Origin of the sequence: Micromonospora sp. NPDC007230 (assembly GCF_042869115.1) — a bacterium.
Lineage (GTDB): Bacteria > Actinomycetota > Actinomycetes > Mycobacteriales > Micromonosporaceae > Micromonospora.
On record NZ_JBIAFE010000023.1, the window covers coordinates 1 to 24,111 of the forward strand.

At 73.8% G+C, this 24,111-nt stretch carries 20 protein-coding genes and 1 pseudogene; 14 read left to right on the forward strand and 7 right to left on the reverse strand.

Going from position 1 to position 24,111, the window contains the following annotated elements:
• Together ACFYML_RS27185 and ACFYML_RS27190 are read left to right on the forward strand one after the other, a co-directional pair.
• A pseudogene (locus ACFYML_RS27185) lies at positions 1-82 on the forward strand (transposase); the annotation flags it as partial.
• 64 nt (positions 83-146) lie between these two features.
• A complete protein-coding gene (locus ACFYML_RS27190; RefSeq protein ID WP_387423434.1) occupies positions 147-797 on the forward strand; it encodes an MMPL family transporter in 651 nt (216 codons plus the stop codon).
• A gap of 112 nt (positions 798-909) precedes the next feature.
• On the opposite strand, the gene ACFYML_RS27195 is transcribed toward ACFYML_RS27190, so the two are convergent.
• Both ACFYML_RS27195 and ACFYML_RS27200 read right to left on the reverse strand, forming a co-directional pair.
• Positions 910-1,779 (reverse strand): endo alpha-1,4 polygalactosaminidase, encoded by an 870-nt coding sequence (locus ACFYML_RS27195; protein ID WP_387423333.1) that lies wholly within the window; start codon positions 1,777-1,779, stop codon positions 910-912.
• Positions 1,780-1,927: 148 nt separating this feature from the next.
• Positions 1,928-3,073 carry a CAP domain-containing protein gene (locus ACFYML_RS27200; RefSeq protein WP_387423334.1) on the reverse strand — a complete coding sequence of 382 codons (1,146 nt, stop codon included), beginning with the start codon at positions 3,071-3,073 and terminating at the stop codon, positions 1,928-1,930.
• A gap of 373 nt (positions 3,074-3,446) precedes the next feature.
• On the opposite strand from ACFYML_RS27200, the gene ACFYML_RS27205 reads away from it, so the two are divergent.
• From ACFYML_RS27205 to ACFYML_RS27215, 3 genes are all read left to right on the forward strand, one after another.
• Positions 3,447-3,641: a hypothetical protein gene (locus tag ACFYML_RS27205; protein WP_073832502.1), complete on the forward strand. Its 195-nt coding sequence runs from the start codon at positions 3,447-3,449 to the stop codon at positions 3,639-3,641.
• A gap of 313 nt (positions 3,642-3,954) precedes the next feature.
• Positions 3,955-7,551, forward strand: coding sequence for a chromosome segregation protein SMC (smc, locus tag ACFYML_RS27210; protein WP_387423335.1), 3,597 nt, complete (start codon positions 3,955-3,957; stop codon positions 7,549-7,551).
• Entirely contained in the window at positions 7,548-8,165 is a 618-nt protein-coding gene (locus ACFYML_RS27215; RefSeq protein ID WP_387423336.1) for an HAD family hydrolase, read from the forward strand. The genes smc and ACFYML_RS27215 overlap by 4 nt, the downstream gene beginning before the upstream one ends.
• A 510-nt stretch (positions 8,166-8,675) precedes the next feature.
• On the opposite strand, the gene ACFYML_RS27220 is transcribed toward ACFYML_RS27215, so the two are convergent.
• From ACFYML_RS27220 to ACFYML_RS27240, 5 genes are all read right to left on the reverse strand, one after another.
• Complete coding sequence (locus tag ACFYML_RS27220) at positions 8,676-9,206, reverse strand: DinB family protein (RefSeq protein ID WP_387423337.1); 531 nt, start codon at positions 9,204-9,206, stop codon at positions 8,676-8,678.
• A gap of 104 nt (positions 9,207-9,310) precedes the next feature.
• A complete protein-coding gene (locus tag ACFYML_RS27225) occupies positions 9,311-9,802 on the reverse strand; it encodes a universal stress protein (protein WP_357433734.1) in 492 nt (163 codons plus the stop codon).
• Between the two features lie 75 nt (positions 9,803-9,877).
• On the reverse strand, positions 9,878-11,497 hold the full coding sequence (locus ACFYML_RS27230) for an MDR family MFS transporter (RefSeq protein ID WP_387423338.1): 1,620 nt from the start codon (positions 11,495-11,497) through the stop codon (positions 9,878-9,880).
• A 114-nt stretch (positions 11,498-11,611) separates the two neighbouring features.
• Entirely contained in the window at positions 11,612-12,049 is a 438-nt protein-coding gene (locus ACFYML_RS27235; RefSeq protein ID WP_241825026.1) for a MarR family winged helix-turn-helix transcriptional regulator, read from the reverse strand.
• A gap of 13 nt (positions 12,050-12,062) precedes the next feature.
• Positions 12,063-13,775: an alkaline phosphatase D family protein gene (locus tag ACFYML_RS27240; RefSeq protein ID WP_387423339.1), complete on the reverse strand. Its 1,713-nt coding sequence runs from the start codon at positions 13,773-13,775 to the stop codon at positions 12,063-12,065.
• A gap of 146 nt (positions 13,776-13,921) precedes the next feature.
• Between ACFYML_RS27240 and ftsY the strand changes: the two genes are divergently transcribed.
• The 9 genes from ftsY (at position 13,922) to ACFYML_RS27285 (ending at position 23,917) form a co-directional block, all read left to right on the forward strand.
• Positions 13,922-15,103 (forward strand): signal recognition particle-docking protein FtsY, encoded by a 1,182-nt coding sequence (gene ftsY / locus ACFYML_RS27245; protein WP_387423340.1) that lies wholly within the window; start codon positions 13,922-13,924, stop codon positions 15,101-15,103.
• Between the two features lie 10 nt (positions 15,104-15,113).
• Entirely contained in the window at positions 15,114-15,974 is an 861-nt protein-coding gene (locus ACFYML_RS27250) for an aminoglycoside phosphotransferase family protein (protein WP_357433725.1), read from the forward strand.
• Positions 15,975-16,205: 231 nt separating this feature from the next.
• Positions 16,206-17,567, forward strand: coding sequence for an ammonium transporter (locus ACFYML_RS27255; protein ID WP_387423341.1), 1,362 nt, complete (start codon positions 16,206-16,208; stop codon positions 17,565-17,567).
• Positions 17,568-17,592: 25 nt separating this feature from the next.
• Entirely contained in the window at positions 17,593-17,931 is a 339-nt protein-coding gene (locus ACFYML_RS27260; protein ID WP_198940156.1) for a P-II family nitrogen regulator, read from the forward strand.
• A gap of 10 nt (positions 17,932-17,941) precedes the next feature.
• A complete protein-coding gene (locus ACFYML_RS27265) occupies positions 17,942-20,320 on the forward strand; it encodes a [protein-PII] uridylyltransferase (RefSeq protein ID WP_387423342.1) in 2,379 nt (792 codons plus the stop codon).
• Positions 20,321-20,402: 82 nt separating this feature from the next.
• A complete protein-coding gene (locus ACFYML_RS27270) occupies positions 20,403-21,305 on the forward strand; it encodes an ABC transporter ATP-binding protein (protein WP_387423343.1) in 903 nt (300 codons plus the stop codon).
• Positions 21,295-22,116, forward strand: a complete 822-nt coding sequence (locus tag ACFYML_RS27275) for an ABC transporter permease subunit (protein ID WP_387423344.1) — start codon at positions 21,295-21,297, stop codon at positions 22,114-22,116. The genes ACFYML_RS27270 and ACFYML_RS27275 overlap by 11 nt, the downstream gene beginning before the upstream one ends.
• A gap of 20 nt (positions 22,117-22,136) precedes the next feature.
• A complete protein-coding gene (locus ACFYML_RS27280) occupies positions 22,137-23,264 on the forward strand; it encodes a sensor histidine kinase (RefSeq protein WP_387423345.1) in 1,128 nt (375 codons plus the stop codon).
• Positions 23,261-23,917 (forward strand): response regulator, encoded by a 657-nt coding sequence (locus ACFYML_RS27285; protein ID WP_387423347.1) that lies wholly within the window; start codon positions 23,261-23,263, stop codon positions 23,915-23,917. Before ACFYML_RS27280 ends, ACFYML_RS27285 begins: the two co-directional genes overlap by 4 nt.
• The last annotated feature ends 194 nt before the right edge of the window (positions 23,918-24,111 follow it).

The following is a 24,111-nucleotide window of genomic DNA, read 5'->3' on the forward strand; positions in this document are numbered from 1 at the left end:
CAACCAACGCGCCAAACCCAAAACCGCATTCGCCACGGGATCCAAGATCCGCCACCCGGATTACCCGTTCAAGGCTGCATGACGGGGCACTAGTCCCGGCCGCGCTGCGCGGCATTCCCGGCATCGAGTACGCGGTCGGCGGCGCGGTGGCCGCCAACGAGGACTACGCGCAGCACATCCGGGAGAAGCTGCCGATCGTGGCCGCCTTCGTGCTGGCGCTGACCTTCCTGGTGATGGCCTGGACCTTCCGGTCGGTGGTGGTCGCGCTCACCTCGATCCTGCTGAACCTGCTCTCCGCCGGCGCCGCGTACGGCCTGCTGGTGCTGGTCTTCCAGGGCAGTTGGGCGGAGGGGCTGCTCGGCTTCACCTCGATGGACGCGATCGTCACCTGGCTGCCGCTGTTCCTGTTCGTGGTGCTCTTCGGGCTCTCCATGGACTACCACGTCTTCGTGGTCAGCCGGATCCGCGAGGGCGTCCGGGACGGCCTGCCGAACCGCGACGCGGTGGCATACGGGATCACCTCGTCGGCGGGCGTGGTGACCAGCGCGGCGATCGTCATGGTCGGGGTCTTCTCGATCTTCGCGACGCTGAGCACGATCGACATGAAGCAGCTCGGCATCGGGCTGGCCGCGGCGATCCTGCTGGACGCCACGATCATCCGGGCGGTGGTGCTGCCGTCTCTGATGACCCTGCTGGGCGACGCGAACTGGTGGGCCCCGCGCTTCCTGCGCGCCCGGCCGGCCACCCCGCCCGCCGATCCGCCCACCCCCACCCCGGAACTGGTCGGCGCTCGCTGACCCACCCCATCCCGGACGGGCGGGCCGCATCCGCGGCCCGCCCCTCCGCCGCTGCCGGCCCGCCCGAGCTGTCCCGCCCGCCACGCGCCGCCGGCGCGTGCCGGCGGGGCGGTCACGACAGGGGGCAGGGCTCCCGCCAGGCGTCCAGCGACCGGTCCTTGCGCATGGAGGCGAAGCCGTAGCCGACCGTGGTGACGCAGAACGTGGTCGGGGTGCCGGTGTATTCCACGTGGAAGACCGGCTTGTGCGCGTCGGCGAAGGGCAGCAGCTTGGCGCACTCGCGCCGGCGTACGCACTCCTGGTTGACGGCGAAGTCGAAGTCGGGGGCCAGCGCGGCCACCTGCGGCACGTCCCCGACCAGCCCGGGGGAGAGGTCGAGCTGGCGGGCCAGGGCGGCCAGCCGCCGGTTGAACAGCAACTGGTCGTCGAAGTCGAGCGGGAAGCCGGGCCGGTGCAGGTAGCCGTCGGCGTCGTCGAGCGCCACCGCGCCGAAGCCCTTGCCCCGGCACAGCCGGAGCCGGTCCGCGAGCACCGGCTCCAGCGTGTCCCAGCGGCGGACGTCCAGCCAACGGCGCTCCGGGCGGTCGGTCACCGGGCTGCCGCGCAGGTCCGCAGGAAAGCGGCTGGCGTCCGGGTCGGTGGGTGCGTAGGTGCCGACGCTGACCTGGCAGACCAGCCGGCGGTCCCGGGCGCGCAGCGCGGTTGTCTCGGCGGAGGTGGTGCGGACCGGGTCGAGCACGAAGACGTCCGCGTCGGCGGTGACGTCCAGCGGGCCGGTGAGTTGCCACTGCCACTGCCAGCGCCGGGCCAGTTCGGCGGGCCACGGGGTGGGCGCGCCGGGCGGGACGAGCGGCCGCTCGCAACCGGGTACCGGGGCGAGCAGCAGCACCGTCATGACGGCCGCCACGCCCCGGCACAGCCCGCGGGGGAGGACACGGGCTGGCCGGGTGCGCGGCGCGGCCGGCGCCAGCCGGATCCGCATCGACAGCTCCCGGGTCGCGGGCGGCACCTCACCGCCCCCAGCGGGTACGCCGATCCGCCCCGGACGTACCGGTCCGGCCGGTGCGGCCAGCTGGCCGCGGCGTACCTCACCCGGTCAAACGAGTGCGGACCCGGTCACGACGCGCCGGTCAGCGCGGGGTGCCGAAGTCCTGGGTCCAGTACGGCCCGTTGCTCCGCGCGACACCGACACCGATCTCGGTGTATGAGCAGTTCAGGATGTTGGCCCGGTGGCCCGGGCTGTTCATCCAGGCGTCCATCACCGCGGCCGGGGTCTGCTGGTTCCAGGCGACGTTCTCGCCGTAGGCCCGCCAGGCGTAGCCGACCCGGTCGAGCCGGTCGCCGGCGTCGCTTCCGTCGCTGCCGTCGTGCGACATCGTCCTGTGATCGGCCTGGTCCTGGCTGTGCCGCTGGGCGGCCAGCATGAGTTTGGAGTTGACGGTCAGCGCCTTGCAGCCGGCCTTGGCCCGCTCCTTGTTGACCAGGTCGACGACCTGCTGGAGTTCGGCGCTGATGCCGTTCGGTGCGGCGGCGCTGCGGGTGGCCGGGGGTGCGGCGCTGCGCGCGAGCTGCCGGGACGGGGCGGTGGTCCGGCTCGGCTTCGGGGCGGTCGTCCGGGTCGGGCTCGGCCGGGCGCTGGTCGGGGCGGCGGTGGGGGTGGTGGGCGCCGCGAGGGCGTCGCCGGGGGCATCTTCGGTGCTGCTGGGCACGAGCGGGGCGGCGGCCACCGGCTCCTCCGCGGAAGTCGACTCGGTCCGCTGGTCACCGCCGGGCAGCACCGCGGCGGCCACGCCCAGGCTCGCCACCAGGGTCGCCACGGCGGCGGCCCCGCCGACCAGGAGCGGACGCGGGAACCGCCGCTTCTGCCGGTGCCGGCCCGGCTCCTCCGCGGCGGGGTCGGTGACCGGCCGCCAGGCGGCCGTGGGCTCCTCCGCCGGATGCCAGCCGGCGGCCGGCTCGTCCTCCCGCTGCCAGCCGGAGGTGGGCTCCCCGGCCGGGCGCCAGCCGGCGTCCTGTTCCGGCTGCCAGGCGCCGGTGGGCTCCGCGGTGGGGTGCCAGCCGGCGGCCCGCTCGAACGGGGCGTCCGGTGCGCCGGCCTGCCAGACGTCGGTCGGCAGGTCGGTCCGGTCCGCGCCCGGCCGCTCCGGCTCGTCCCCGAAGAGGTACGCCGACCGCGGCTCCGGCCGGTCGGTGAGCCAGGCCGGGCCCTCGTCGGTCGGCGGCTCGGGGCGTCGGGGAACGCCGTCCGGTTCGGTCGGGTCGGTCCAGCGATACACGCCTGTCGCCTCCACGGTTCGGTTGCGGGCCGGGCTGACGCTACGGGTGCGCCGCGACCTGCGGCAACGCGGCTAAGAAAGAGTTAAGGGGAACCCGACGCGGAGGGTGAGGCGTTCACACATTTCCGGGCGTACAGTAAAGGCGTCCGGACAGAGCGTGTCCGCGCCTCACGGCAGCCCCCCGACAAGTGGACAGGTCGACCTGGAGATGATCTACGGCCTGCGAGAACTTGACGAAGGAGGGGTTTAAGGCTCAATATATAGGTGTCGCCAGTCGCGCCCAGTCATGCCCGCATTTTGCTGGTATGACAGCCGCGAACATCATGGGCGCGCGTTGGCCGGCCTTTCCGGCAGCGCATATCAAGGAGTCAGCATGGCGAAGGCCCTCTACGGCCACGTAGGTGCAGCGCCCGACCGGCGTATGCTCGACGAGGTCACCCGACTGCGTGCCAGGGTTCAGGCACTGGAGTTCGAGATCACGCGTCTGCGCGCCGACAATGATCGGCTTGCGGCGGCTGCGGCGGAGGCTGACGACCTCCTCCGACTGGCCGAGCCCGCACTGACCTGATCTCGAGCTGTCGGAAAACTGAATCGCACCACCCGAAAAAGCGCGCCGACACCGTAGTGCCGGCGCGCAGCTCTGTGCGTAGGTTTTGTTTTTCGCGCCACATCTTCCGATCTGGTGATCGTCGGGGAAATTGCCGCCGGCGACCGTGGCCGCGAATACGATCTTGCAGTTTCGTGACGTCGCCGGGAACCGGACATGACCGGCGCGGGGTGGGTCGCGTACCGGGGTCTCCCCGGCGGCGGGTTAGTCTGCGGGTTCACCAGGTCCGCGCAGCCGGCGACGGTACGGCGGCCACCGGACGAGGATCGAGAAGGTGCATCTCAAGAGCCTGACGGTGAAGGGCTTCAAGTCCTTCGCCTCCGCGACGACGCTGAAGCTGGAGCCCGGGATCACCTGCGTGGTCGGCCCGAACGGCTCCGGCAAGTCCAACGTCGTCGACGCCATCGCCTGGGTGCTCGGTGAGCAGGGCGCCAAGGCGCTGCGCGGCGGCAAGATGGAGGACGTCATCTTCGCCGGCACCGCCGGCCGGGCGCCGCTGGGCCGCGCCGAGGTCACCCTCACCATCGACAACACCGACGGCGCGCTGCCGATCGAGTACACCGAGGTCTCCATCACCCGCCGGATGTTCCGCTCCGGCGAGAGCGAGTACGAGATCAACGGCGACTCCTGCCGGCTGCTCGACATCCAGGAGCTGCTGTCGGACTCCGGCATCGGCCGGGAGATGCACATCATCGTCGGCCAGGGCCGGCTCGACGGCATGCTGCACGCCAAACCGGAGGACCGCCGCGCGTTCATCGAGGAGGCGGCCGGCGTCCTCAAGCACCGCAAGCGCAAGGAGAAGGCGCTGCGGAAGCTCGACGCGATGCAGACCAACCTCAACCGGCTCACCGACCTCACCGCCGAGCTGCGCCGCCAGCTCAAGCCGCTGGGCCGGCAGGCCGAGGTGGCCCGCCGCGCCGCCGCCATCCAGGCCAACCTGCGCGACGCCCGGCTGCGGCTGCTCGCCGACGACCTGCACACCCTGCGGACCACGCTCGACAAGGAGATCGCCGACGAGACCGCGCTGCGCGAGCGGCGCGAACAGATCGAGGCGGAGCACACCGAGGTGCAGGCCCGCCTCGGTGAGCTGGAGGCCGCCCTCGCCGAGGACGCCCCGTTGCTCGCCGCGGCCCAGGACACCTGGTACAAGCTCTCCGCGCTCCAGGAGCGGTTCCGTTCCATCGAGCAGCTCGCCCGGGAACGGCTGCGCCACCTCAGCGCCACCCCCGACGACGAGCGCCCCGGCCGCGACCCCGACCAGCTGGAGGCGGAGTCGCAGCGGGTCCGCGAGCAGGAGGAGGAGCTGCGCGCGGCGCTCACCGAGGACCAGATCCGGCTGGCCGAGGCGGTCGAGCACCGGCAGGAGCTGGAACGGCAGCTCGCCGCCGCCGAGCGGGAACTGGTCGCGGCGGCCAAGGCCATCGCCGACCGGCGGGAGGGGTTGGCCCGGCTGACCGGCCAGGTCAACTCGGCCCGGGCGCGCACCACCAGCGCCGGCGAGGAGATCGAACGGCTCGCCGCCGCGCACGCCGACGCACTGGCCCGCGCCGAGACCGCCCAGGCCGAGCTCGACGCGGTCGCCGAGCAGTCCACCGAGGCGGACCGGGACAACGCCGACCTGGACGCCCGGCACGCCGAGGCGGTGGCCGCCCACGAGAAGGCGCAGGCCGGGGTCCGCAGCCTCGCCGACGCCGAGCGAGCCGCCGAGAAGGACGCGGCCACCTGGAAGGCCCGGGAGGAGGCGCTCGCCCTCGGCCTGCGCCGCAAGGACGGTGCCGGGGCGCTGCTGGCTCGCGCCGACCAGGTGCCCGGCCTGCTGGGCAGCCTCTCCGGGCTGCTCACCGTCGCGCCCGGCCACGAGGCGGCGCTCGCCGCCGCGCTCGGCGGGCTCGCCGACGCGGTCGCCGTCACCGGCGTGGACGAGGCCGTCGAGGCGATGCGCCTGCTCAAGATCTCCGACGCCGGGCGGGCCGGCCTGCTGGTCGGCAGCTCCGCCGGGCCCGGCATGGACGGCCCGGCCGACGCGCTGCGCCCGAAACTGCCCGACCGCGCCCACTGGGCGCCCGACCTCGTGGAGTGCTCCGCCGAGATCCGCCCGGCGGTGCACCGGGCCCTGCGTGACGTGGTGCTGGTCGACGACCTGTCGGCCGCGGCCGAACTGGTCGCCGGCAACCCGGAGCTGCGCGCGGTCACCCCGGACGGCGACGTGGTCGGCGCGTACGCGGCGGCCGGCGGGTCGGCCAAGGCGCCCAGCTACATCGAGGTGCAGGCGGCCGTCGAGGAGGCCCGGACCAACCGGCTCGTCGCCGAGCGCAGCAGTGCCGAGCTGCGCGAGCAGCTCGTCGAGGCGCGCGCCGAGGTGGCCGTTGCGAAAGAGGCCGTACAGCACGCCGCCGCCGCCAAGCGGGAGGCGGAGAGCCACCGCAACGCCGCCGCCCGCCGGCTGGCCGAGTTGGGTGCCGCCGCGCGGTCGGCGAAGGCCGAGACCGACCGGCTCGGCGAGTCCCGGGCCCGCGCCGAGGCGGCCCGGGAACGCGACCTGCAGGCGCTGGCCGAGCTGGAGGAACGGCTGCGGCTGGCCGAGGTCACCCCGATCGACGCCGAACCGTCCACCGAGGAGCGCGACCAGCTCGCCGCGATGGTGCCGCAGGCCCGGCAGAACGAGATGGAGGTCCGGCTCGCCGTGCGTACCGCCGAGGAGCGGGTCTCCTCGATCGCCGGCCGGGCCGACTCCCTCGCGCGGCAGGCGAACGCCGAGCGGGCCGCGCGGGAGCGCGCGGCAGCCCGGCGGGCGGCCCGAACCCGCGGCGCGGCCATCGCCCGGGCCGTGGTGGGCGGGGCCCGGGAGGCGCTGACCCGGCTCACCGTCTCCATCGCCCGTGCCGAGGAGCAGCGCGACGCCGTGGCCCGCGACCGCGCCGCCCGCGAGGCCGAGCTGTCCGAGGTACGCGGCGCGGCCAAGCGGCTCGGCGCCGAACTGGAACGGCTGACCAGCCAGGTGCACCGGGACGAGGTGGCCCGCGCCGAGCAGCGGCTGCGCATCGAGCAGTTGGAGGCGAAGGCCGCCGAGGACTTCGGCCTCGACGTGGCGACGCTGATCGCCGAGTACGGCCCGGACCAGCTGGTCCCGCCCACCGACGCGGACGTGGCGGCGGCGGAGAAGGACGGCCTGCCAGTGCCCGAGCCGGTCCGCTACGAGCGGCCGGTGCAGGAGAAGCGGGCCGCCAAGGCGGAACGGGAGCTGGCTCTGCTCGGCAAGGTCAACCCGCTCGCCCTCGAGGAGTTCGCCGCGCTGGAGGAGCGCTACAAGTTCCTCTCCGAGCAGTTGGAGGACCTGAAGGCCACCCGCCGGGACCTGCTCACCGTGGTCAAGGACGTCGACGACCGGATCCTGGAGGTCTTCGCCAGCGCGTTCGAGGACACCGCGCGGGAGTTCGAGCAGGTGTTCACCGTGCTCTTCCCCGGTGGCGAGGGGCGGCTGGTGCTCACCGACCCGGAGGATCTGCTGACCACCGGTGTCGAGGTGGAGGCCCGGCCGCCCGGCAAGAAGATCAAGCGGCTGTCGCTGCTCTCCGGCGGGGAGCGTTCGCTGACCGCGGTGGCCATGTTGGTGGCGATCTTCCGCGCCAGGCCCAGCCCGTTCTACATCATGGACGAGGTGGAGGCGGCGCTCGACGACGTGAACCTGGGCCGCCTGATCACGCTGCTGGCGCAGCTGCGCGAGAAGAGCCAGCTCATCGTGATCACCCACCAGAAGCGGACCATGGAGATCGCCGACGCGCTGTACGGCGTGACCATGCGCAGCGGGGTCACCCAGGTGATCAGCCAACGGCTCAACCGGGCCGACGACGGGCAGGAGAAAGACGAGTGAGTCGGGAACGCGCGACGGCGCTCCTGGTGGACTTCGACGGCGTGCTGCGCCGGTGGGACCCGGCGGTGGCCGCCGGCGTCGAGCAGGAGTACGGGCTCAGCGAGGGCGTACTCGGCGAGATCGCCATGTCGTGGGGGCTGCTCCAGCCGGTGCTCACCGGACAGGTCAGCCACACCCAGTGGACAGCCAGCGTGGCGGACGCGCTCACCCCGTCGGTGGGTGCCGAACGGGCCCGCGCCGCGGTCGAGCAGTGGCAGCGCTACCGGGGCGAAATCGACCTGGAGGTGCTCGCCTTCGTCCGCCAGGTGCGGGAGGCGGGCGTACGGGTGGGGCTGGGCACCAACGCCACCGACCAGCTCGACGCCGACCTGACCGCCCTCGGCCTCACCGACGACTTCGACGCGGTGGTCAACTCCTCGGTGGTCGGGGTGAACAAGCCGGCCAAGGAGTACTTCCAGGCGGCCTGTGCGGCGCTGGAGACGTCGCCGGCGCGGGTGCTGTTCGTCGACGACGAGGACCGGAACGTTTCGGGTGCCCGGGTGGCCGGCCTGTCCGCGCACCGCTGGAGCGGCCCGGAGGACCTGCGCTACCTGCGCGCCGCGCTGGCGTTCTGAGCCGGGCCGCGCACCGCGCTACCGCACCACGCTGCAACAGGTTCAGGGTGGCCCGGGCCAGCCGGGGATCGGCGGCCGCCGGGTCGGCGAGCACCCGGGCCCAGCCCAGCGAGCCGGCGATGAACACCCAGGCTCCGGAGGATGCCCGGTAGACGTGGGTGTGCTGCCGGTGCGTCGCGCCGTGCCGTGAGTAGGGGGAGTCGGCGAGCAACGTCCGCTCCACGGCGCCGGGCTGCGGGACCCGGGCGTCCGCTGGTCGGCCTCGCCCCACACCACCTCGGGGATGCGCTCCCGCCTCGGCGGCCCCCGTGTCCGTCGCGGCGCCCGGCGAGGGCGGGTGAGCGGCGGGGACGGGCCTGGCCACGACCCGTCCACCGAGCCGGACGGTTCACCCGGACGGCCGGTTGCCGGGGCCGGGGCCGGGGCCGGGGCCGGTGGAGTTTGGACGGTGGGGCGGATCACGAGACCCGTTGGTCGGGTGCCGGTGGCCGGTCGGGGGATGCGCGCGGCTCAGTCACCGGTGACGCCGTCGATCCGCTCCCGGATCAGGTCGGCGTGCCCGTTGTGCCGGGCGTACTCCTCGATCATGTGGACGTACACCCAGCGGACGTTGATCTCGTCGGCGCCGCCGTCGCGACGTCGGCGGGTGAACGTCTGGTCCAGCGTGAGGTTGGCGGCGGCCTGCCGGGCCGCCTCGACCTCGGCGGCGTAGGCGGCGAAGTCGGCCGCCGCGTCGGCGTCGGCGATGTCGTCCAGGTCCCCGTCCGGGGAGGCGTCGGTGCAGTAGACGCTGTCGAGCGGCTCGCCGGCGGCCCGGATCCGGAACCACCAGCGCTCGACCTCGGTCAGGTGCCGGACGAGGCCGAGCAGGGTGAGGCCGGACGGCTCGACGCTCGGGGTTTTCAACTGTTCGGCGGTCAGGCCCGCACACTTCAGCAGCAGGGTGTCGCGGTGGTAGTCGAGCCAGCCTTCGAGCATGGTGCGCTCGTCGCCGACGTAGGGCTCGTTCTTCCGGGTGATCTCCGGCGCTCTCCAGGTCATGCCCGCCATCCTGGCGACCGAGTCCGACACCGGCGACCCGATTACCGCCCGCGGCGGTGAAAGGGACCACGCCAGGCGTGGAGAGGGGCCTCCTCCCGCACAGCTCAGGGCACCACCACGACGGGCCACCGGCCGGTGCGCACCAGGCGGGTGGCGACCGAGCCGACCAGCCGGTGCCCGGCCTGCTCGGACGCCCCGACCACCACCAGGTCGGCCCGGGTCTCGTCGGCCGCCGCGCAGAGTTCGGCGTACGCGTCCCCACGCCGGCACAGGAAGGTGACCGGCAGGCCCAACTCCTCGGCGCCACGCCGGCACTCGTCGCGCAGTTCGGCGGCCAGCTCGTCGTGGGTCTGCTGGATCGCCCCGGCCACCACCCCGGTCATGATCCCGGCGTACGGGGTCGGGGAACTGACGAACACCACGACCAGGCCGGAGCGTTGCCGCCGGGCCAGCCCGGCCGCGTACGCGGCGGCCCGCAGCGAGGTGCGGGTGCCGTCCACGCCGACCAGCACCACCCGGGGGCCGTCCGTGCCGCGTTCGAACGGCAGCGGCCGGGCCTCCGGGCCGTACTCCTCACGCTCGACGGATGCACTCATGGCTTCGCCTGCCTGCGGTCGGCGAAGCCATGAGGCACCGACGCACTGAGCTGGCTGATTCGCTCGCTCATGGGGTCACTCCTGGATGCCGGTCCGGACCACCGAGGCCCCGCCGCCGGCGGCGACGGTCGACTCCCGCTCGACCTCGACGGAGATCGCGTCGCCGTTGTGCCGGCGCAGCGGCACCTCCTTGATGAAGACGACCGCGATCAGCGCGATCAGGCCGAACGGGGCGGCGGCCAGGAAGATGTCCCCGGCCCCGTGCCCGTACGCGGCCTCGACGACCGCCCGGATCGGGGCGGGCAGCGTGTGCACGTCGGGCAGGGTGCCGCCGCTGACGGAGCTGGACGCCTTGATGCCGAGCCCGGCCAGCCCCTCGGCGAGGTAGTCCCTGACCTTGTGGCCGAGCACCGCGCCGAGCGCGCTCACGCCGATCGCGCCGCCGAGGCTACGGAAGAAGGCGACCACCGAGCTGGCCGCGCCGAGTTCGTGCGTGCCGACCGTGTTCTGCACGGCGAGCACCAGGTTCTGCATGGTCATGCCGAGCCCGAGGCCGATCAGCGCCATGAAGATGGCGATCCGCCAGTACGGGGTGTCCGCGCGCAGCGTGCCCATGGTGGCGAAGCCGGCGGTGAGCAGGACCGAGCCGGCGACCAGGTACCGCTTCCAGCGGCCGGTGTTGGTGATGATCCGGCCGACGACCGTGGAGGCGACCAGCAGGCCGCCGATCATCGGCAAGGTCATCAGGCCGGACATGGTCGGGCTCTGGCCGCGGCTGATCTGGAAGTACTGGCCGAGGAAGACCGAGGCGCCGAACATGCCCACGCCGACCGCGATGCTGGCGACCACGGCCAGGGTGATGGTGCGGTTGCGGAACAGGCGCGGCGGGATCAGCGGCTCGCTGGCCCGCTGCTCCACGCGGATGGCCAGCGCGCCGAGCAGCACCGCCCCGACCACCATGGCCGCGCTCTGCCAGGAGATCCAGTCGTACTTGTCGCCGGCCAGGGTGACCCAGATGAGCAGCAGCGAGACGGCCGCGGTGATCAGGGTGGCGCCCCACCAGTCGATCTTCGCCGGGCGCTTCACCACGGGCAGGTGCAGGGTCTTCTGGAGCACGATCAGGGCGAGCACGGCGAACGGCACGCCGACGTAGAAGCACCAGCGCCAGCCGAGCCAGTCGGTGTCGACGATGACGCCGCCGATGAGCGGGCCGCCGATGGTGCCGAGGGCCATCACGGCGCCGAGGTAGCCGCTGTAGCGGCCGCGCTCACGCGGAGCGATCATCGTCGCCATGATCACCTGGGCGAGGGCGGTCAGGCCGCCCGCGCCGACGCCCTGGAGCACCCGGCAGGCGATGAGCTCGCCGGTGGTCTGCGACTGCCCGGCCAGCACCGAGCCCAGCACGAAGATGCCGAGGGCGAGCTGGACCAGGACCTTCTTGCTGGTCAGGTCGGCGAGCTTGCCCCAGATCGGGGTGGTGGCGGTGGTCGCCAGCAGCGTCGAGGTGACCACCCAGGTGTACGCGGACTGGCCGCCGTGCAGCTCGGTGATGATCCGCGGCAGCGCGTTCGAGACGACCGTGGAGGAGAGGATCGCGACGAACATGCCCAGCAGTAGGCCGGAGAGTGCCTCCAGGATCTGCCGGTGGGTCATGTCGCCGGCGGTCGCCCGGGTGGGCGCTGTCGCCTGGGTCATCGTGATTGCCTCCGGAGCAGGTCGGGGGTGGGTTGCCTCAGGCAACCGTAGAACTTTGGTTGCCTCAAGCAACAACCGGGTGGCAACCAGAGGTATTCCTGGGCGAGCCCCGGATCAGAAGGTCTCGTTGAACTTGTGCATCAGCCGGGCGAAGTCCTCGACGTCCTGTTTCGGCCAGCTCTCCATCGTGCGCCGGATCTGCCCGAGTCGGGCCGCCCGCGCCGCGTCGAACCGGCGGGTGCCCTCCTCGGTGAGGCTGAGCTGCGCCGCCCGCCGGTCGGTCGGGTCCGGGTCACGGCGGACCAGACCCAGCCCCTCCAGGCCGTGGATCTGCCGGCTGAGCGTGCCCTTGCCGATGCCGAGCCGGGCGGCCAGGTCAGTGAGCCGGATCGAGCCGCACCGCCGCAGCCAGAGCAGCAGCCCGTACGCGTTCGGCTCCAGGTTGGGATGGACCTCCCGGGCGATCTCCCAGGACAGCGCCCGTCCGCGGCGCAGCAGCGCGGTCAACTCGTGCTCCACCGCGCGCAGGGTCTCCGGCAGGTGATCCTCCACGGGGGAAGCGTACTCACGCCTGGTCGCTGAGCTGCTGCCGAGCCACCGTACGGAGGTGACCGTCGCCGGTGGTGCCCTCGATCACCACCTCGGCCGACCGGCCCCGGTGGGTCAGCGTGGCCACCGCGTTGCCGAAGTACGGCCCGGCCAGCTTCTTCCACCGCACACTCGACCGGGGCACCCCGGCCGAGCGGGCCAGCGCGCGGGCGGCCCCGGCCGGCCCGGGGTGCCAGCCGAGCCGCATCAGCGGACGCATCCCCGCCGGCACCTGATTGTGGATCGGGGAACAGGTGAGCTGGTGCACCGGGGTGCGGACGCTCCGGTCGGCGAACCGGACCCGGGCCACGTACGAGTGGTGCACGTCCCCGGAGAGCACGCTGATCGAGGCCGGTGGCGCGTACGCCGGCCCGGCGCCGACCCGTGCCCCCGGCCCGGCGGGGGTCCCGCTGCCCAGCCGGGCGAACAGCTCGGCGAGGGCGTCGAAGGAGCGCCGGAACGCCCCCCAGTGCTCCAGGTCGCAGGCCCGCCGGATCCGCTCGGAGAGCGACGCCACCCAGCGCCGCCGGGAGTCGGCGAGCCGCTCGTTCCACGTCTCGACGTGATGGATGCCCGGCGGCAGCAACCAGGGCAGCGAGGCGCCGACGACGAGGTGGTCGTAGACGCCGTGCGCCCGGTCGAGGAACCAGGACCACTCGCCCGGCGGCAGCATCGCCCGGTTGCCCGACTCCAGCACCCGGCTGGAGCGGTTGTCCAGCATGACCAGCCGCGTCCGCCCCAGGTCCAGCGCGTAGCTCCACTGGTACTGCACGGCCCGCCAGCGCTCGGTGTCGTGCGCGAGGTCGGCCTCCTTGTCGACCCGGTCGCCGAACTCGTGCAGCACCCCGGTGGCGTCCTCCGCGGCGGTGACCTTGGCGTACACCGGGTCGGCGGCGATCTCGTCCGGGGACAGGTTGCCCAGGTGCTGGTAGACCCAGTAGGAGGCGAGCCCGCTGCGGATCCGCTCCGCCCACCAGGGCTGCTCGCGCATGTCCGCCCGCCACCAGGCCGAGGTGTTCCAGTCGTCGATCACCTCGTGGTCGTCGAAGATCATCACGCTGGGCACGGTGGAGAGCAGCCAGCGGATCTCCGGGTCGCGCCAGGACTCCAGGTAGAGCTTGGTGTACTCGTCGAAGCTCACCACCTGGGTCGCCGGGGCGCCCTTCGGCCGGCGCCGGCGCCGCCTGAGCAGCCGGCGCACGGTCGGCGAGGTGATGTCGGCGTAGACCTGATCGCCGAGGAGCACCAGCAGGTCGGGCCGGGCGGCCCGGTCCGGGTCGGCCATCAGCCGTCGGGCGTACGCGTCCAGCGCGTCCGGGGGCAGCTTCCGGGCGGTCGCGTGCTGGGTGGTCTCCCGGCACGAGCCGAAGATCAGGCTCACCGGCTGGTCCCGGTCGTCCGCGGCCCGGGTACGGATGACGCTGGGCGGAAAGCCGCTCTCCGGGACCGGCCAGGCGACCTCGTCGTCGATCAGCACCTCGTAGGTCGTGACGCTGTCCGGGTCCAGCCCCGCCACCACCACGATCGCGTAGTGGTGGTCGTACGCCGAGAAGGTCGGCGCGCTGCCCGTGGCGCCGCTGGCCGTGCGGACCGTGACCACCGCGGGCGCGCTGGTCTCCACCCAGACCGTCGCCCGCGTACCGACGACCCGCCGCAGCAGCGGACCGATGAGCAGGCGGGAGCTGGGCACGGGCACCTCCGAGGGGAAAAACGCTCACCTTTTCTACCCGGCCGGCGGGTTCGGCACGCCTGGCTGCGGCGAGCGTACCCGCAGCTCGACCGCGTGCGGAGGCGGTGAGTGGGACGCCGCCGCCGGCATCTGACAGGATTTCGGGCATGAAGGAATACCTCCTCGTCATCATCGCCCTGCTCGGCGTGCTGATCATCGGCGGCCTCAGCCTCGTGGTGCCCCGGCTGCGCCGGCGCCCCGGGCCGCCGCTGCCGAGGACGGAGGTCGAGACCCGGGCTGAGGAGGACCTGGCCGGCCCACCGGTCCAGGCGCCCGAGGCGGAGGTGTCCACCGGGGTCCTGGTCGAGGTGCCGCCGGTGGTCGAGGTGCCGATCGAGGTGCCCGAGCCCACCGCCGGCCGGCTGGTCCGGCTGCGCTCCCGGCTGTCCCGCTCGCAGAACGTCTTCGGCCGGGGCCTGCTCGGCCTGCTCAGCCGCGAGCGCCTGGACGAGGACGCCTGGGAGGAGATCGAGGACAGCCTGATCACCGCCGACGTCGGCATCGACGCCACCCGGGAGATCGTCGACCGGCTCCGGGAGCGGACCCGGGTGCTCGGCACGCGGTCCACCGGGGAGCTGCGCGCGCTGCTCGCCACCGAGCTGGTCACCGCCCTCGACCCGGCGCTGGACCGGTCGCTGAACGCCGACCCCAAGGTGGGCCTGCCCGGGGTGCTCCTGGTGGTCGGGGTCAACGGCGCTGGCAAGACCACCACCTGCGGCAAGATCGCCCGGGTGCTGATCGCCGACGGGCACACCGTGCTGCTCGGCGCGGCCGACACCTTCCGGGCCGCCGCCGCCGACCAGCTGGAGACCTGGGGCAGCCGGGTCGGCGCGGAGACCGTCCGCGGGCCCGAGGCCGCCGACCCGGCCAGCGTCGCCTTCGACGCGGTCAAGCGGGGCATCGACACCAAGGTCGACACCGTGCTGATCGACACCGCCGGCCGCCTGCAGAACAAGATCGGCCTGATGGACGAGCTGGGCAAGGTCAAGCGGGTGGTGGAGAAGCACGGCCCGATCGACGAGACCCTGCTGGTGCTCGACGCCACCACCGGCCAGAACGGCCTGGAGCAGGCCCGGGTCTTCACCGAGGTGGTGAACGTCACCGGCGTGGTGCTGACCAAGCTCGACGGGACCGCCAAGGGCGGCATCGTGATCGCCGTACAGCGCAAGCTCGGCATCCCGGTCAAGCTGGTCGGCCTCGGCGAGGGCCCGGACGACCTGGCCCCGTTCGACCCCGTGCAGTTCGTCGACGCGCTGCTCGGGACCGAGCCGCTCGCCCGGGACGCGTAGCCTCGACGTGATGACCGACGATCGCGCCTACGCCGGGTGGCGCGACCCCAGCCACCCGTCGCCGCGCCTCGGGAGACCGTACGTGACTTCACAGGAGATCCCGCTGCACGGCGGGAACGTGAGCACCGTGGTCCGGGTGGGCGACACGGTCCGGCGCAACGCCGGCCCCTGGACCCCCTCGGTGCACGCCCTGCTGCGGCACCTGGAGTACGTCGGCTTCACCGGCGCCCCGCGCGCCCTCGGCATGGACGAGCGGAACCGGGAGGTCCTGTCGTACCTGGAGGGGGAGTGCGGGGAGTATCCGCTGGCCCCGCACTGGGTCACCGACGAGGCCCTGGTGACCGTGGCGACCATGTTGCGGATGTTCCACGACGCCCAGTACGGCTTCAACCCGCCGCCGGGGGCGGTCTGGCGCTCGTTCGGCCCGCCCCCGCCGGACACCGAGGTGATCTGCCACCACGACGCCGCCCCGCACAACGTGATCTGGCGGCCGGACGGCACGCTCGGGTTGATCGACTTCGACCTGGCCTCGCCCGGCGCGCGGATCTACGACGTGGCGTACGCGGCCTGGACCTGGGTGCCGATCTTCTCCGACCGGGACTCGATCACGCTGGGCTGGAAGCACCCGGACCGGCCCCGCCGGCTGCGGCTGTTCGCCGACGCGTACGGGCTGATCCCGCGCGACCGGCACCGGCTGATCCGCACCATCCGCAAGCGGGTCGTCGACCACGTCGAGGGCATCCGGCGGATGGCCGCGGCGGGCGACCCGGCGTTCGTCCGGATCGTGCACAAGGGCCACCTCCGGCGCCCCATGCGTGACCTGCGGCTGCTCGACTACGAGCGGCACGCCCTGGAGTACGCCCTGCGCTGACCTCCCATCCCTCGGAAAGAGTGGCCGGTTCCTCCCTGGAACGGCCGCTCTTTCCGTTTCCCCGGCCATGATCGGCGTTCTTCACACGCCGGAAACAATCCGTCACCCGCCGGAAATCGAGCGGTGTCGGTGCAGGAAACAGCCGCCGAGCAAGCTTCCGCGCAACCGGCTGACGGGCGACGCTGCCAGGACTCAGTCGGAAGGAGGACATCCACACCGAGAGGAGGCAGCGTGGAGATCGACACCGGCAACACCGCCTGGTTGCTCCTGTCGTCTGCGCTCGTGCTGCTCATGACGCCGGGTCTCGCGCTGTTCTACGGCGGCCTGAACCGGTCCAAGGGCGTACTCAACATGATGATGATGAGCTTCTCGTCCATCGGGCTCATCAGCATCCTGTGGCTTTTCTACGGCTTCACCGTCGCCTTCGGTGAGGGCGGCAAGTTCATCGGCGACCTGGGGCAGTACCTGGGCACCAAGACGTTCGTCGGCGAGAGCGACCTGTGGGGCGAGACCGGCATCCCGCTCTACGTCTTCATCGCCTTCCAGATGATGTTCGCCGTCATCACCGTCGCCCTGATCAGCGGCGCGCTCTCCGACCGGACCAAGTTCGCCGGCTGGCTGGTGTTCGCCTTCGGCTGGGCCACCCTGGTCTACTTCCCGGTCGCGCACATGGTGTGGGGCGGTGGCCTGATCGGCGGCGACATCGGCGCCCTCGACTTCGCCGGCGGCACGGCCGTGCACATCAACGCCGGCGCCGCGGCGCTCGCGCTGGTGCTGGTCCTCGGCAAGCGCGTCGGCTGGCCCCGGGAGAGCGCCAAGCCGCACAACGTCCCGCTGGTCGCGCTCGGCGCCGGGCTGCTCTGGTTCGGCTGGTTCGGCTTCAACGCCGGCTCCGAGCTGACCGCCGACGGGGTCACCGCGCTGGCCTTCATCAACACCCAGGTGGCCACCGCCGCCGCGTTGCTCGGCTGGCTCGTGGTGGAGTGGGTACGCGACGGCAAGCCGACCCTGGTCGGGGCCTCCTCCGGCGCGGTGGCCGGGCTGGTCGCGATCACCCCGGCGTGCGCCTTCATCACCCCGGCCGCGGCGGTGCTGCTGGGCCTCGTCGCCGGTGCGGTCTGCGCCCTCGCGGTGGGCCTGAAGTACCGGCTCGGCTACGACGACTCTCTCGACGTGGTCGGCGTGCACTTCGTCGGCGGGTGGATCGGCTGCCTGTGGATCGGCCTGTTCGGCACGGCCTCGGTGAGCTCGCTGGTGACCAGCGACGGCCTTCTGGTCGGGGGCAACGCCACCCTGCTCGGCAAGCAGGTGCTGGGTGCGTTGATCGTGACGGTCTACTCCTTCGCGGTCGCCTACGCCCTCGGCTTCGTGATCGACAAGACGATCGGGTTCCGGGTCTCCGCCGAGGCGGAGGTCGAGGGCATCGACGTCGCCGAGCACGCGGAGAGCGCGTACGACCTGTCGCCCACCACGGGCGGCAGCGCCGGTGGCGCGTTCGCGATGGCCGGGATCGGCGCCGCCAAGCCGGCCCCGGAGCCCACCGACGAGTCGGACGAGCCCGCCGCGCCGGTCAGCGAGAAGGTCGCCGGTTAACGTTCCTGTGATGGAGGGGATGGACATGAAGCTGGTGACCGCGGTCATCAAGCCGTACCAGCTGGACGCGGTGAAGGAGGCCCTGCACGCCCTCGGCGTGGCCGGCCTGACCGTCAGCGAGGTCCAGGGCTACGGCCGGCAGAAGGGGCACACCGAGGTCTACCGGGGTGCCGAGTACACGGTCGAGTTCCTGCCCAAGATCCGGGTGGAGGTGCTCACCGACGAGATGGAGGTCGACAAGATCGTCGACGCCATCGTGGGCGCCGCCCGCACCGGCAAGATCGGCGACGGCAAGGTCTGGGTGACCGGCGTCGAGGAGGTCGTCCGGGTCCGCACGGGCGAGCGCGGCCTGGACGCCCTCTGAGGATGCCTCGATGACCTCGTTGATCAAGGAGAACGCGTCGGGACACCCCGGGAACGGCGACGCGAACCCCTTGGTCAACGAGGTCGTCGGCGTACCCGGGGGGATCGGGGCCCAGGCGCGGGCGCAGCGGGCGGAGGCGATCGACCGGTGGTTGCGGTCGGTGTTTCCGCGGCGGGCGGGGATCGCGCTGGTCGCGGTCGGCGGGCTGGGCCGGCGGCAGTGCGCGCCGTACGGGGACGTCGACCTGGTGCTGCTGCACGCCGGGGTGCCCGGCATCGACGAGCTGGCCGCCTCGCTCTGGTATCCGATCTGGGACGCCGGGCTGCGCCTCGACCACTCCGTCCGGACCGTCGCCGAGGCGCTCTCGGTCGCCCAGGACGACGTCAAGGTCGCCCTCGGCCTGCTCGACGCCCGCCACGTGGCCGGTGATCCGGCCCTCGCCGACCAGCTCGTCCGCACCGCCGCCGACCACTGGCGGCGCACCGCCGTCCGGCAGCTTCCGCGGCTGCGGGAGATCACCGCCGCCCGCTGGGAGACGCACGGCGAGCTGGCCTTCCTCCTCGAGGGCGACCTGAAGGAGGCCGCCGGCGGGTTGCGCGACGTCGGCCTCCTGCGGGCCATCGCCACCGCCGGCGTGACCGACGCGCTGCGCCCCGCCGTGCACGCCGCCCACCGGCGGCTCCTCGACACCCGCGACGCCCTGCATCAGCAGGTCGGCCGCCGGGTCGACCGGCTCGTCGCGCAGGAACGCGACGGCGTCGCCGGGCTGCTCGGGCTGCGGCAACTCCAGCTCGACGCGTCCGGCGCCGCCGCCGGGGGCGTGGTGGACGACGGTGACGCGTTGCTGCGCCGGGTCGCCGGGGACGCGCGGACCGTCAGCCACGCCCTCGACGACGCCTGGCGGGCCGCCGACCGGCTTCGCTCCGGGCGCCGCCGGGGCACCGACGGGCGGCCGGTCCGCCGCCCCGTCGCCCGGGACGTCGTCGAACACGACGGGGAGCTGGTGCTCGCCCGCACCGCCATCGGCGCCCGGCCCGACCCCAGCCTGTCGCTGCGGGTCGCCGCCGCCGCGGCCATCACCCGGCTCCCGATCGCCCGGGCCACCTGCGAGTGGCTCGCCGCGTACTGCCCGCCGCTGCCCGCGCCCTGGCCGCCGGCCGCCCTGGCCGCGCTGATCACCCTCCTCGGGGCCGGTCCCGGCCTGGTGCCCGCCTGGGAGACCTGCGACCGGTACGGCCTGGTCGACCGCTGGCTGCCCGAGTGGACCCGGCTGCGCAGCCTGCCCCAGCACAACCCGGTGCACCGGTTCACCCTCGACCGGCACCTGGTGCAGACCGCGTACGAGGCGAGCCGGCACACCCGCGAGGTGGACCGCCCCGACCTGCTGCTGCTCGGCGCGCTCCTGCACGACATCGGCAAGGGACTGCCCGGCGACGGTGCCGCCGGGCGGGCCGGCGGGCCTGAGCCGGCCGGCACCTTCGTCGACCACAGCATCGTCGGGGCGCCGCTGGCCGAGGCGGTGGCCGCCCGGATCGGGCTGCCCGCGGCCGAGGCCGCGCTGATCGGCGAACTGGTCCGGCTGCACCTGCTGCTGCCCGACGTGGCGACCCGGCGCGACCTGTCCGACCCGAAGACCGTCGCCGGGGTCGCCGAGCAGGTCGGCGACACCACCACCCTGGAGCTGCTGCACGCCCTGGTCCGGGCCGACGCCGCCGCCACCGGGCCGGCCGCCTGGTCCGACTGGAAGGGGCGGCTCGTCGCCGAGCTGGTCGCCCGGGTGCGTACCGCACTGGACACCGGCGTGGTGCCGGCGCCGCCCGCCCCGGATCCGGCGCTGGTCGAGGGGCCGCTGCCGGTCGTACACCTGGCGGAGGACCGGGTGTCAGTGGCCGCGGCGGACCGACGCGGCCTGCTGGCCACGGTGGCCGGCTGCCTGGCCCTGCACCGCCTGGAGGTGATCTCCGCGGACGCCTCCACGGTCGACGGGCGGGCCCTGGTCGAGTGCCGGGTGCAGCCCCGCTACGGCCTGGCGCCCGACCCGATCGCGCTCACCGCCGACCTGCGCCGCGCGATCGCCGGCGACGTCTCGGTCACCCAGCGGCTGCGCGGCCGGGCCCTGGCCGCCCGCAGCCAGGGCGCCGCCGCGCCGCGGGTGGTCTGGCACCGCGAGGCGGCCACCGACGCGGTGCTGCTGGAGCTGCGCGCCGCCGACGCGGCCGGGCTGCTCTACCGGGTCAGCTGCGCCCTCGACGAGGCCGGCGCCCAGGTCCGGGCGGCCCGGATCTCCACCCTCGGCGCCGACGTGGTGGACGTGTTCTACCTGGTCGGCGGCTGGCCCTCCGGGGCCGACCGGGACCGCGTCGAGGCCGCCGTCCTCGCCGCCGTGTAGGCGCCGCCTACGTCCCGGGGCGTAGGCGAGGTGCCGCTCGCGGGGCGACGCCGCCCGACCCGGGAAGCGGCAGTCTCGGGGCATGAACCTGCCAGTGCACACCGAAGGGCTCACCAAGCGGTACGGCGCACTGACCGCCGTCGACGACCTCCACCTGACCGTGCACCCCGGCGAGGTGTACGGCTTCCTCGGCCCCAACGGCGCCGGCAAGACCACCACCCTGCGCATGCTGCTCGGGCTGGTCCGCCCCACCGCCGGCACGGTACGGCTGCTCGGCCGTCCACCCGGCGCCGGCCGACTCACCGGGGTCGGGGCGCTGATCGAGGGGCCCGCCTTCTATCCGTACCTCTCCGGGCGGGACAACCTGACGGTGCTCGCCCGCTACGCCGGGGTCGGCGCCGACCGGGTGGCGCTCGTGCTCGACCTGGTCGACCTCACCGACCGGGCCGGCGACCGGTACGCCGGCTACTCGTTGGGCATGAAGCAGCGGCTCGGCGTCGCCGCCGCCCTGCTCAAGGACCCGCGCCTGCTGATCCTCGACGAGCCGACCAACGGCCTCGACCCGGCCGGCATGGCGGACATGCGCACGCTGATCCGCCGGCTCGGCGCGGGCGGCTGCACCGTCCTGGTCTCCAGCCACCTGCTCGGCGAGGTCGAGCAGGTCTGCGACCGGGTCGGGGTGATCTCCCGGGGGCGGCTGATCGCCGAGGGGAGCGTCACCGAGCTGCGCGGCACGGCCGGGCTGCGGGTGCTCGCCGACCCGCTCGACGAGGCGGCGGCACGGGTCCGGACGCTCGTCGGCGCCGAGCGGGTGCGGGTGGTCGACGGCGCGTTGGAGCTCGCCGTCGATCCGGAGCGGGCCGCCTGGCTCAACACCGAGCTGGTCGGCGCCGGGCTCGCCGTGCGCGAGCTGCGCCCCCGCGAACGGGACCTGGAGCAGGTCTTCTTCGACCTCATCGAGAAGGGAACGGCCGATGTCGCGTAGCTTCCGCGCCGAACTGATCAAGCTGGTCCGCCGCCCGGCGACCTGGCTGCTGCTGGCCGTCACACTGGTGCTCGCGCTGATCTTCACCTACGTCTTCCCGTACGCCAGCATCGCCGGCGGGACGACCGGGCCGAACACCGACCGGACCCTGCCCATGCTGCTGCCCGACCAGCTGGTCGGTAACTCGCTCGGCGGCCTGCCGGTCTTCCTCGGCTCGATCGTGCTGATCCTCGGGGTGCTCACCGTCGGCGGCGAGTACGGCTGGGGCACGTGGAAGACGGTGCTCTCCCAGGGCCCGTCCCGGCTGGAGGTGTACGCCGGCAAACTGCTCGCCCTCGCCGCCGCCGCGCTGGCCGTGGTGCTCGCCGTCTTCGCGGTCGGGGCGGTGGCCAGCGTGCTCATCGCGCTCGCCGAGGGGCAGCCGGTGCACTGGCCGTCGGCCGGCGACCTGCTCACCGGGATCGGCGCGGGGTGGCTCATCGCGACGATGTGGGCCATGCTCGGTGCCGTGCTCGCCGTCGCCCTGCGGGCGGTGGCGCTCCCGGTCGGTCTGGGGCTGGTGTGGATGCTCGCCGTGCAGAACCTGCTCGCCGCGATCGCCGCGCCGCTGCTCGACTGGGTGGCGCAGGTGCAGAAGGGGCTGCCCGGCCCGAACGCCGGGTCGCTGGCCGCGGCGCTGGGCTCGCCCGGCGACACCCCCGGCGTCGGGGCGACGGTCGGGGGCGGGCAGGCGGCCCTCGTGGTCGCGGCGTACCTGGTCGCCTTCGCGGTGATCGGCGGGGCGCTGCTGCGCCGGCGGGACATCGGCTGAGGCCGGCGGGGAGGGACGGCGTGGACCGGAACCGGAGCGGCTGGGGCGACGGCGTCTTCGACGCCCTGGTCGCCCTGGCCCTGCTCGTCATCGGCCTGTTCGGCACCGCGCCAGCCGGCTTCAACCAGGGGCTGGGCACCGGCCGGGCGACGTACCCGCTGGTCGTGGTGGCCGCGCTCGCCCTGGCCGTTCGGCGGCGCTGGCCGCTGGCCACCCTGGCCGTGGTCACCACGGCGACCACGGCGTACCTGGTGCTCGGCTACCCGTACGGGCCGATCCTGCTCTCGTTCCTCGTCGCGGTTTACACGGTGGCCGCGAACCGGCCGTTGCGGCCCGCAGCGGTGGCCTGCGGCCTCGCCCTGGCCGTGCTGCTGCTCCACGTCTTCGTGGGCGTCCGGTCACTCGGCCTGCTCGGCCTGATGCCCGCCGCCGCCTGGGTGGTCGTGCCGTTCGCGGTGGGCACCACGGTGCGGCTGGGCCGGGAGAGCGCGGCCCGCAACCGGGTGGACGAGGCCCGCCGGCTGGCCGACGCCGAACGGCTGCGGGTGGCCCGGGAGGTGCACGACGTGGTCGGGCACGGCCTCGCCGCCATCCACATGCAGGCGGAGATCGCGCTGCACCTGCTGGCCAAGCGGCCGGAGCAGGCCGAGGCGGCGTTGACCGCGATCAGCCGCACCAGCAAGGAGGCGCTGGACGAGCTGCGGGTCACCCTCACCGTCGTGCGGCGCGACGAGCCGGTCGACGAGCGGGCGCCGGCCCCCGGGCTGGCCCAGCTCCCGCAGTTGCGCGAGCGGCTGGCCGGCGCCGGGGTGCCGGTGACCGTCGAGGTCGACGGGGAGCCCCGCGCGTTGCCGGTGGCGGTGGACCTGGCCGCGTACCGGGTGGTGCAGGAGGCGCTGACCAATGTGCTGCGCCACGCCGGCCCGGCCACCGCCACCGTCCGCCTCCGGTACGCGCCCACCGAGGTCACCGTGGAGGTGACCGACACCGGCCGGGGCGCCGCCGCGCCGCCGGGCGGGACCGCCGGTTACGGCCTGGCCGGCATGCGGGAGCGGGTCACCGCGCTGGGCGGGTCGTTCACCGCCGGCCCCGCCTCCGCCGGCGGCTTCCGGGTGTACGCGACACTGCCGGTGGAGGAGGCCACATGATCACGGTGTTGCTCGCGGACGATCAGGACCTGGTCCGGATCGGGCTGCGTGCCCTGGTGGAGAGCGAGGACGACCTCGCGGTGGTCGGGGAGGCCGCCGACGGGCTCGCCGCCGTCGAGCTGGCCCGCCGGGAGCGCCCCGACGTGGTCCTGATGGACGTCCGGATGCCCGGCGTGGACGGCATCGAGGCGACCCGGCGGATCGTCGCCGACCCCGGGCTGGCCGGCACCCGGGTGGTCGTCCTGACCACCTTCGAGCTGGACGAGTACGTCTTCGACGCGCTCCAGCACGGGGCCAGCGGTTTCCTGACCAAGGACACCCGCCCGGCCGAGCTGCTCCGGGCGATCCGGCTGGTCGCCGAGGGCGAGGCGCTGCTGTCCCCGTCGGTGACCCGGCGGGTGGTGCGGGAGTTCGCCACCCGGCCGGCCCGGGTGCCCCGGCCGCACCCGCGGCTGGACACCCTCACCGACCGGGAACGGGAGGTCGTGGGGCTGGTCGGCGAGGGGCTGAGCAACGCCGAGATCGCCGAGCGGCTCGTGGTGAGCCCGGCCACCGCGCGTACCCACGTCAGCCGGGCCATGGTCAAGCTGGGCGCCCGGGACCGGGCCCAGCTGGTGGTCTTCGCGTACCAGTCGGGGCTGATCGCCTCTTGATCGTCCGGCGGACCGGCGGCGGCAGGACCACGGAGGTCGTCGGGTGGGCGGAGCTGCGGCCCGGACCAGCGTGATCTCGCGCGGGGGTCGGCCGGCGGGAAGCAGTGGGGAGGCGGGACCGTTACCCTTGCGGGTAGCCGGCCTTGTGTGCGCTGGCTGATCGTGCCCGCCGAAGACGACAAACGGGATGTTCG

Coding starts and splice junctions, on each gene's coding strand:
- ACFYML_RS27270 (WP_387423343.1), top strand. CDS start 20,403: ATGAACCTGCCAGTGCACACCGAAGGGCTCACCAAGCGGTACGGCGCA.
- ACFYML_RS27250 (WP_357433725.1), top strand. CDS start 15,114: ATGACCGACGATCGCGCCTACGCCGGGTGGCGCGACCCCAGCCACCCG.
- ACFYML_RS27260 (WP_198940156.1), top strand. CDS start 17,593: ATGAAGCTGGTGACCGCGGTCATCAAGCCGTACCAGCTGGACGCGGTG.
- ACFYML_RS27205 (WP_073832502.1), top strand. CDS start 3,447: ATGGCGAAGGCCCTCTACGGCCACGTAGGTGCAGCGCCCGACCGGCGT.
- ftsY (WP_387423340.1), top strand. CDS start 13,922: ATGAAGGAATACCTCCTCGTCATCATCGCCCTGCTCGGCGTGCTGATC.
- ACFYML_RS27265 (WP_387423342.1), top strand. CDS start 17,942: ATGACCTCGTTGATCAAGGAGAACGCGTCGGGACACCCCGGGAACGGC.
- ACFYML_RS27230 (WP_387423338.1), bottom strand. CDS start 11,497: ATGACCCAGGCGACAGCGCCCACCCGGGCGACCGCCGGCGACATGACC.
- ACFYML_RS27275 (WP_387423344.1), top strand. CDS start 21,295: ATGTCGCGTAGCTTCCGCGCCGAACTGATCAAGCTGGTCCGCCGCCCG.
- ACFYML_RS27285 (WP_387423347.1), top strand. CDS start 23,261: ATGATCACGGTGTTGCTCGCGGACGATCAGGACCTGGTCCGGATCGGG.
- ACFYML_RS27220 (WP_387423337.1), bottom strand. CDS start 9,206: ATGACCTGGAGAGCGCCGGAGATCACCCGGAAGAACGAGCCCTACGTC.
- ACFYML_RS27195 (WP_387423333.1), bottom strand. CDS start 1,779: ATGCGGATCCGGCTGGCGCCGGCCGCGCCGCGCACCCGGCCAGCCCGT.
- ACFYML_RS27225 (WP_357433734.1), bottom strand. CDS start 9,802: ATGAGTGCATCCGTCGAGCGTGAGGAGTACGGCCCGGAGGCCCGGCCG.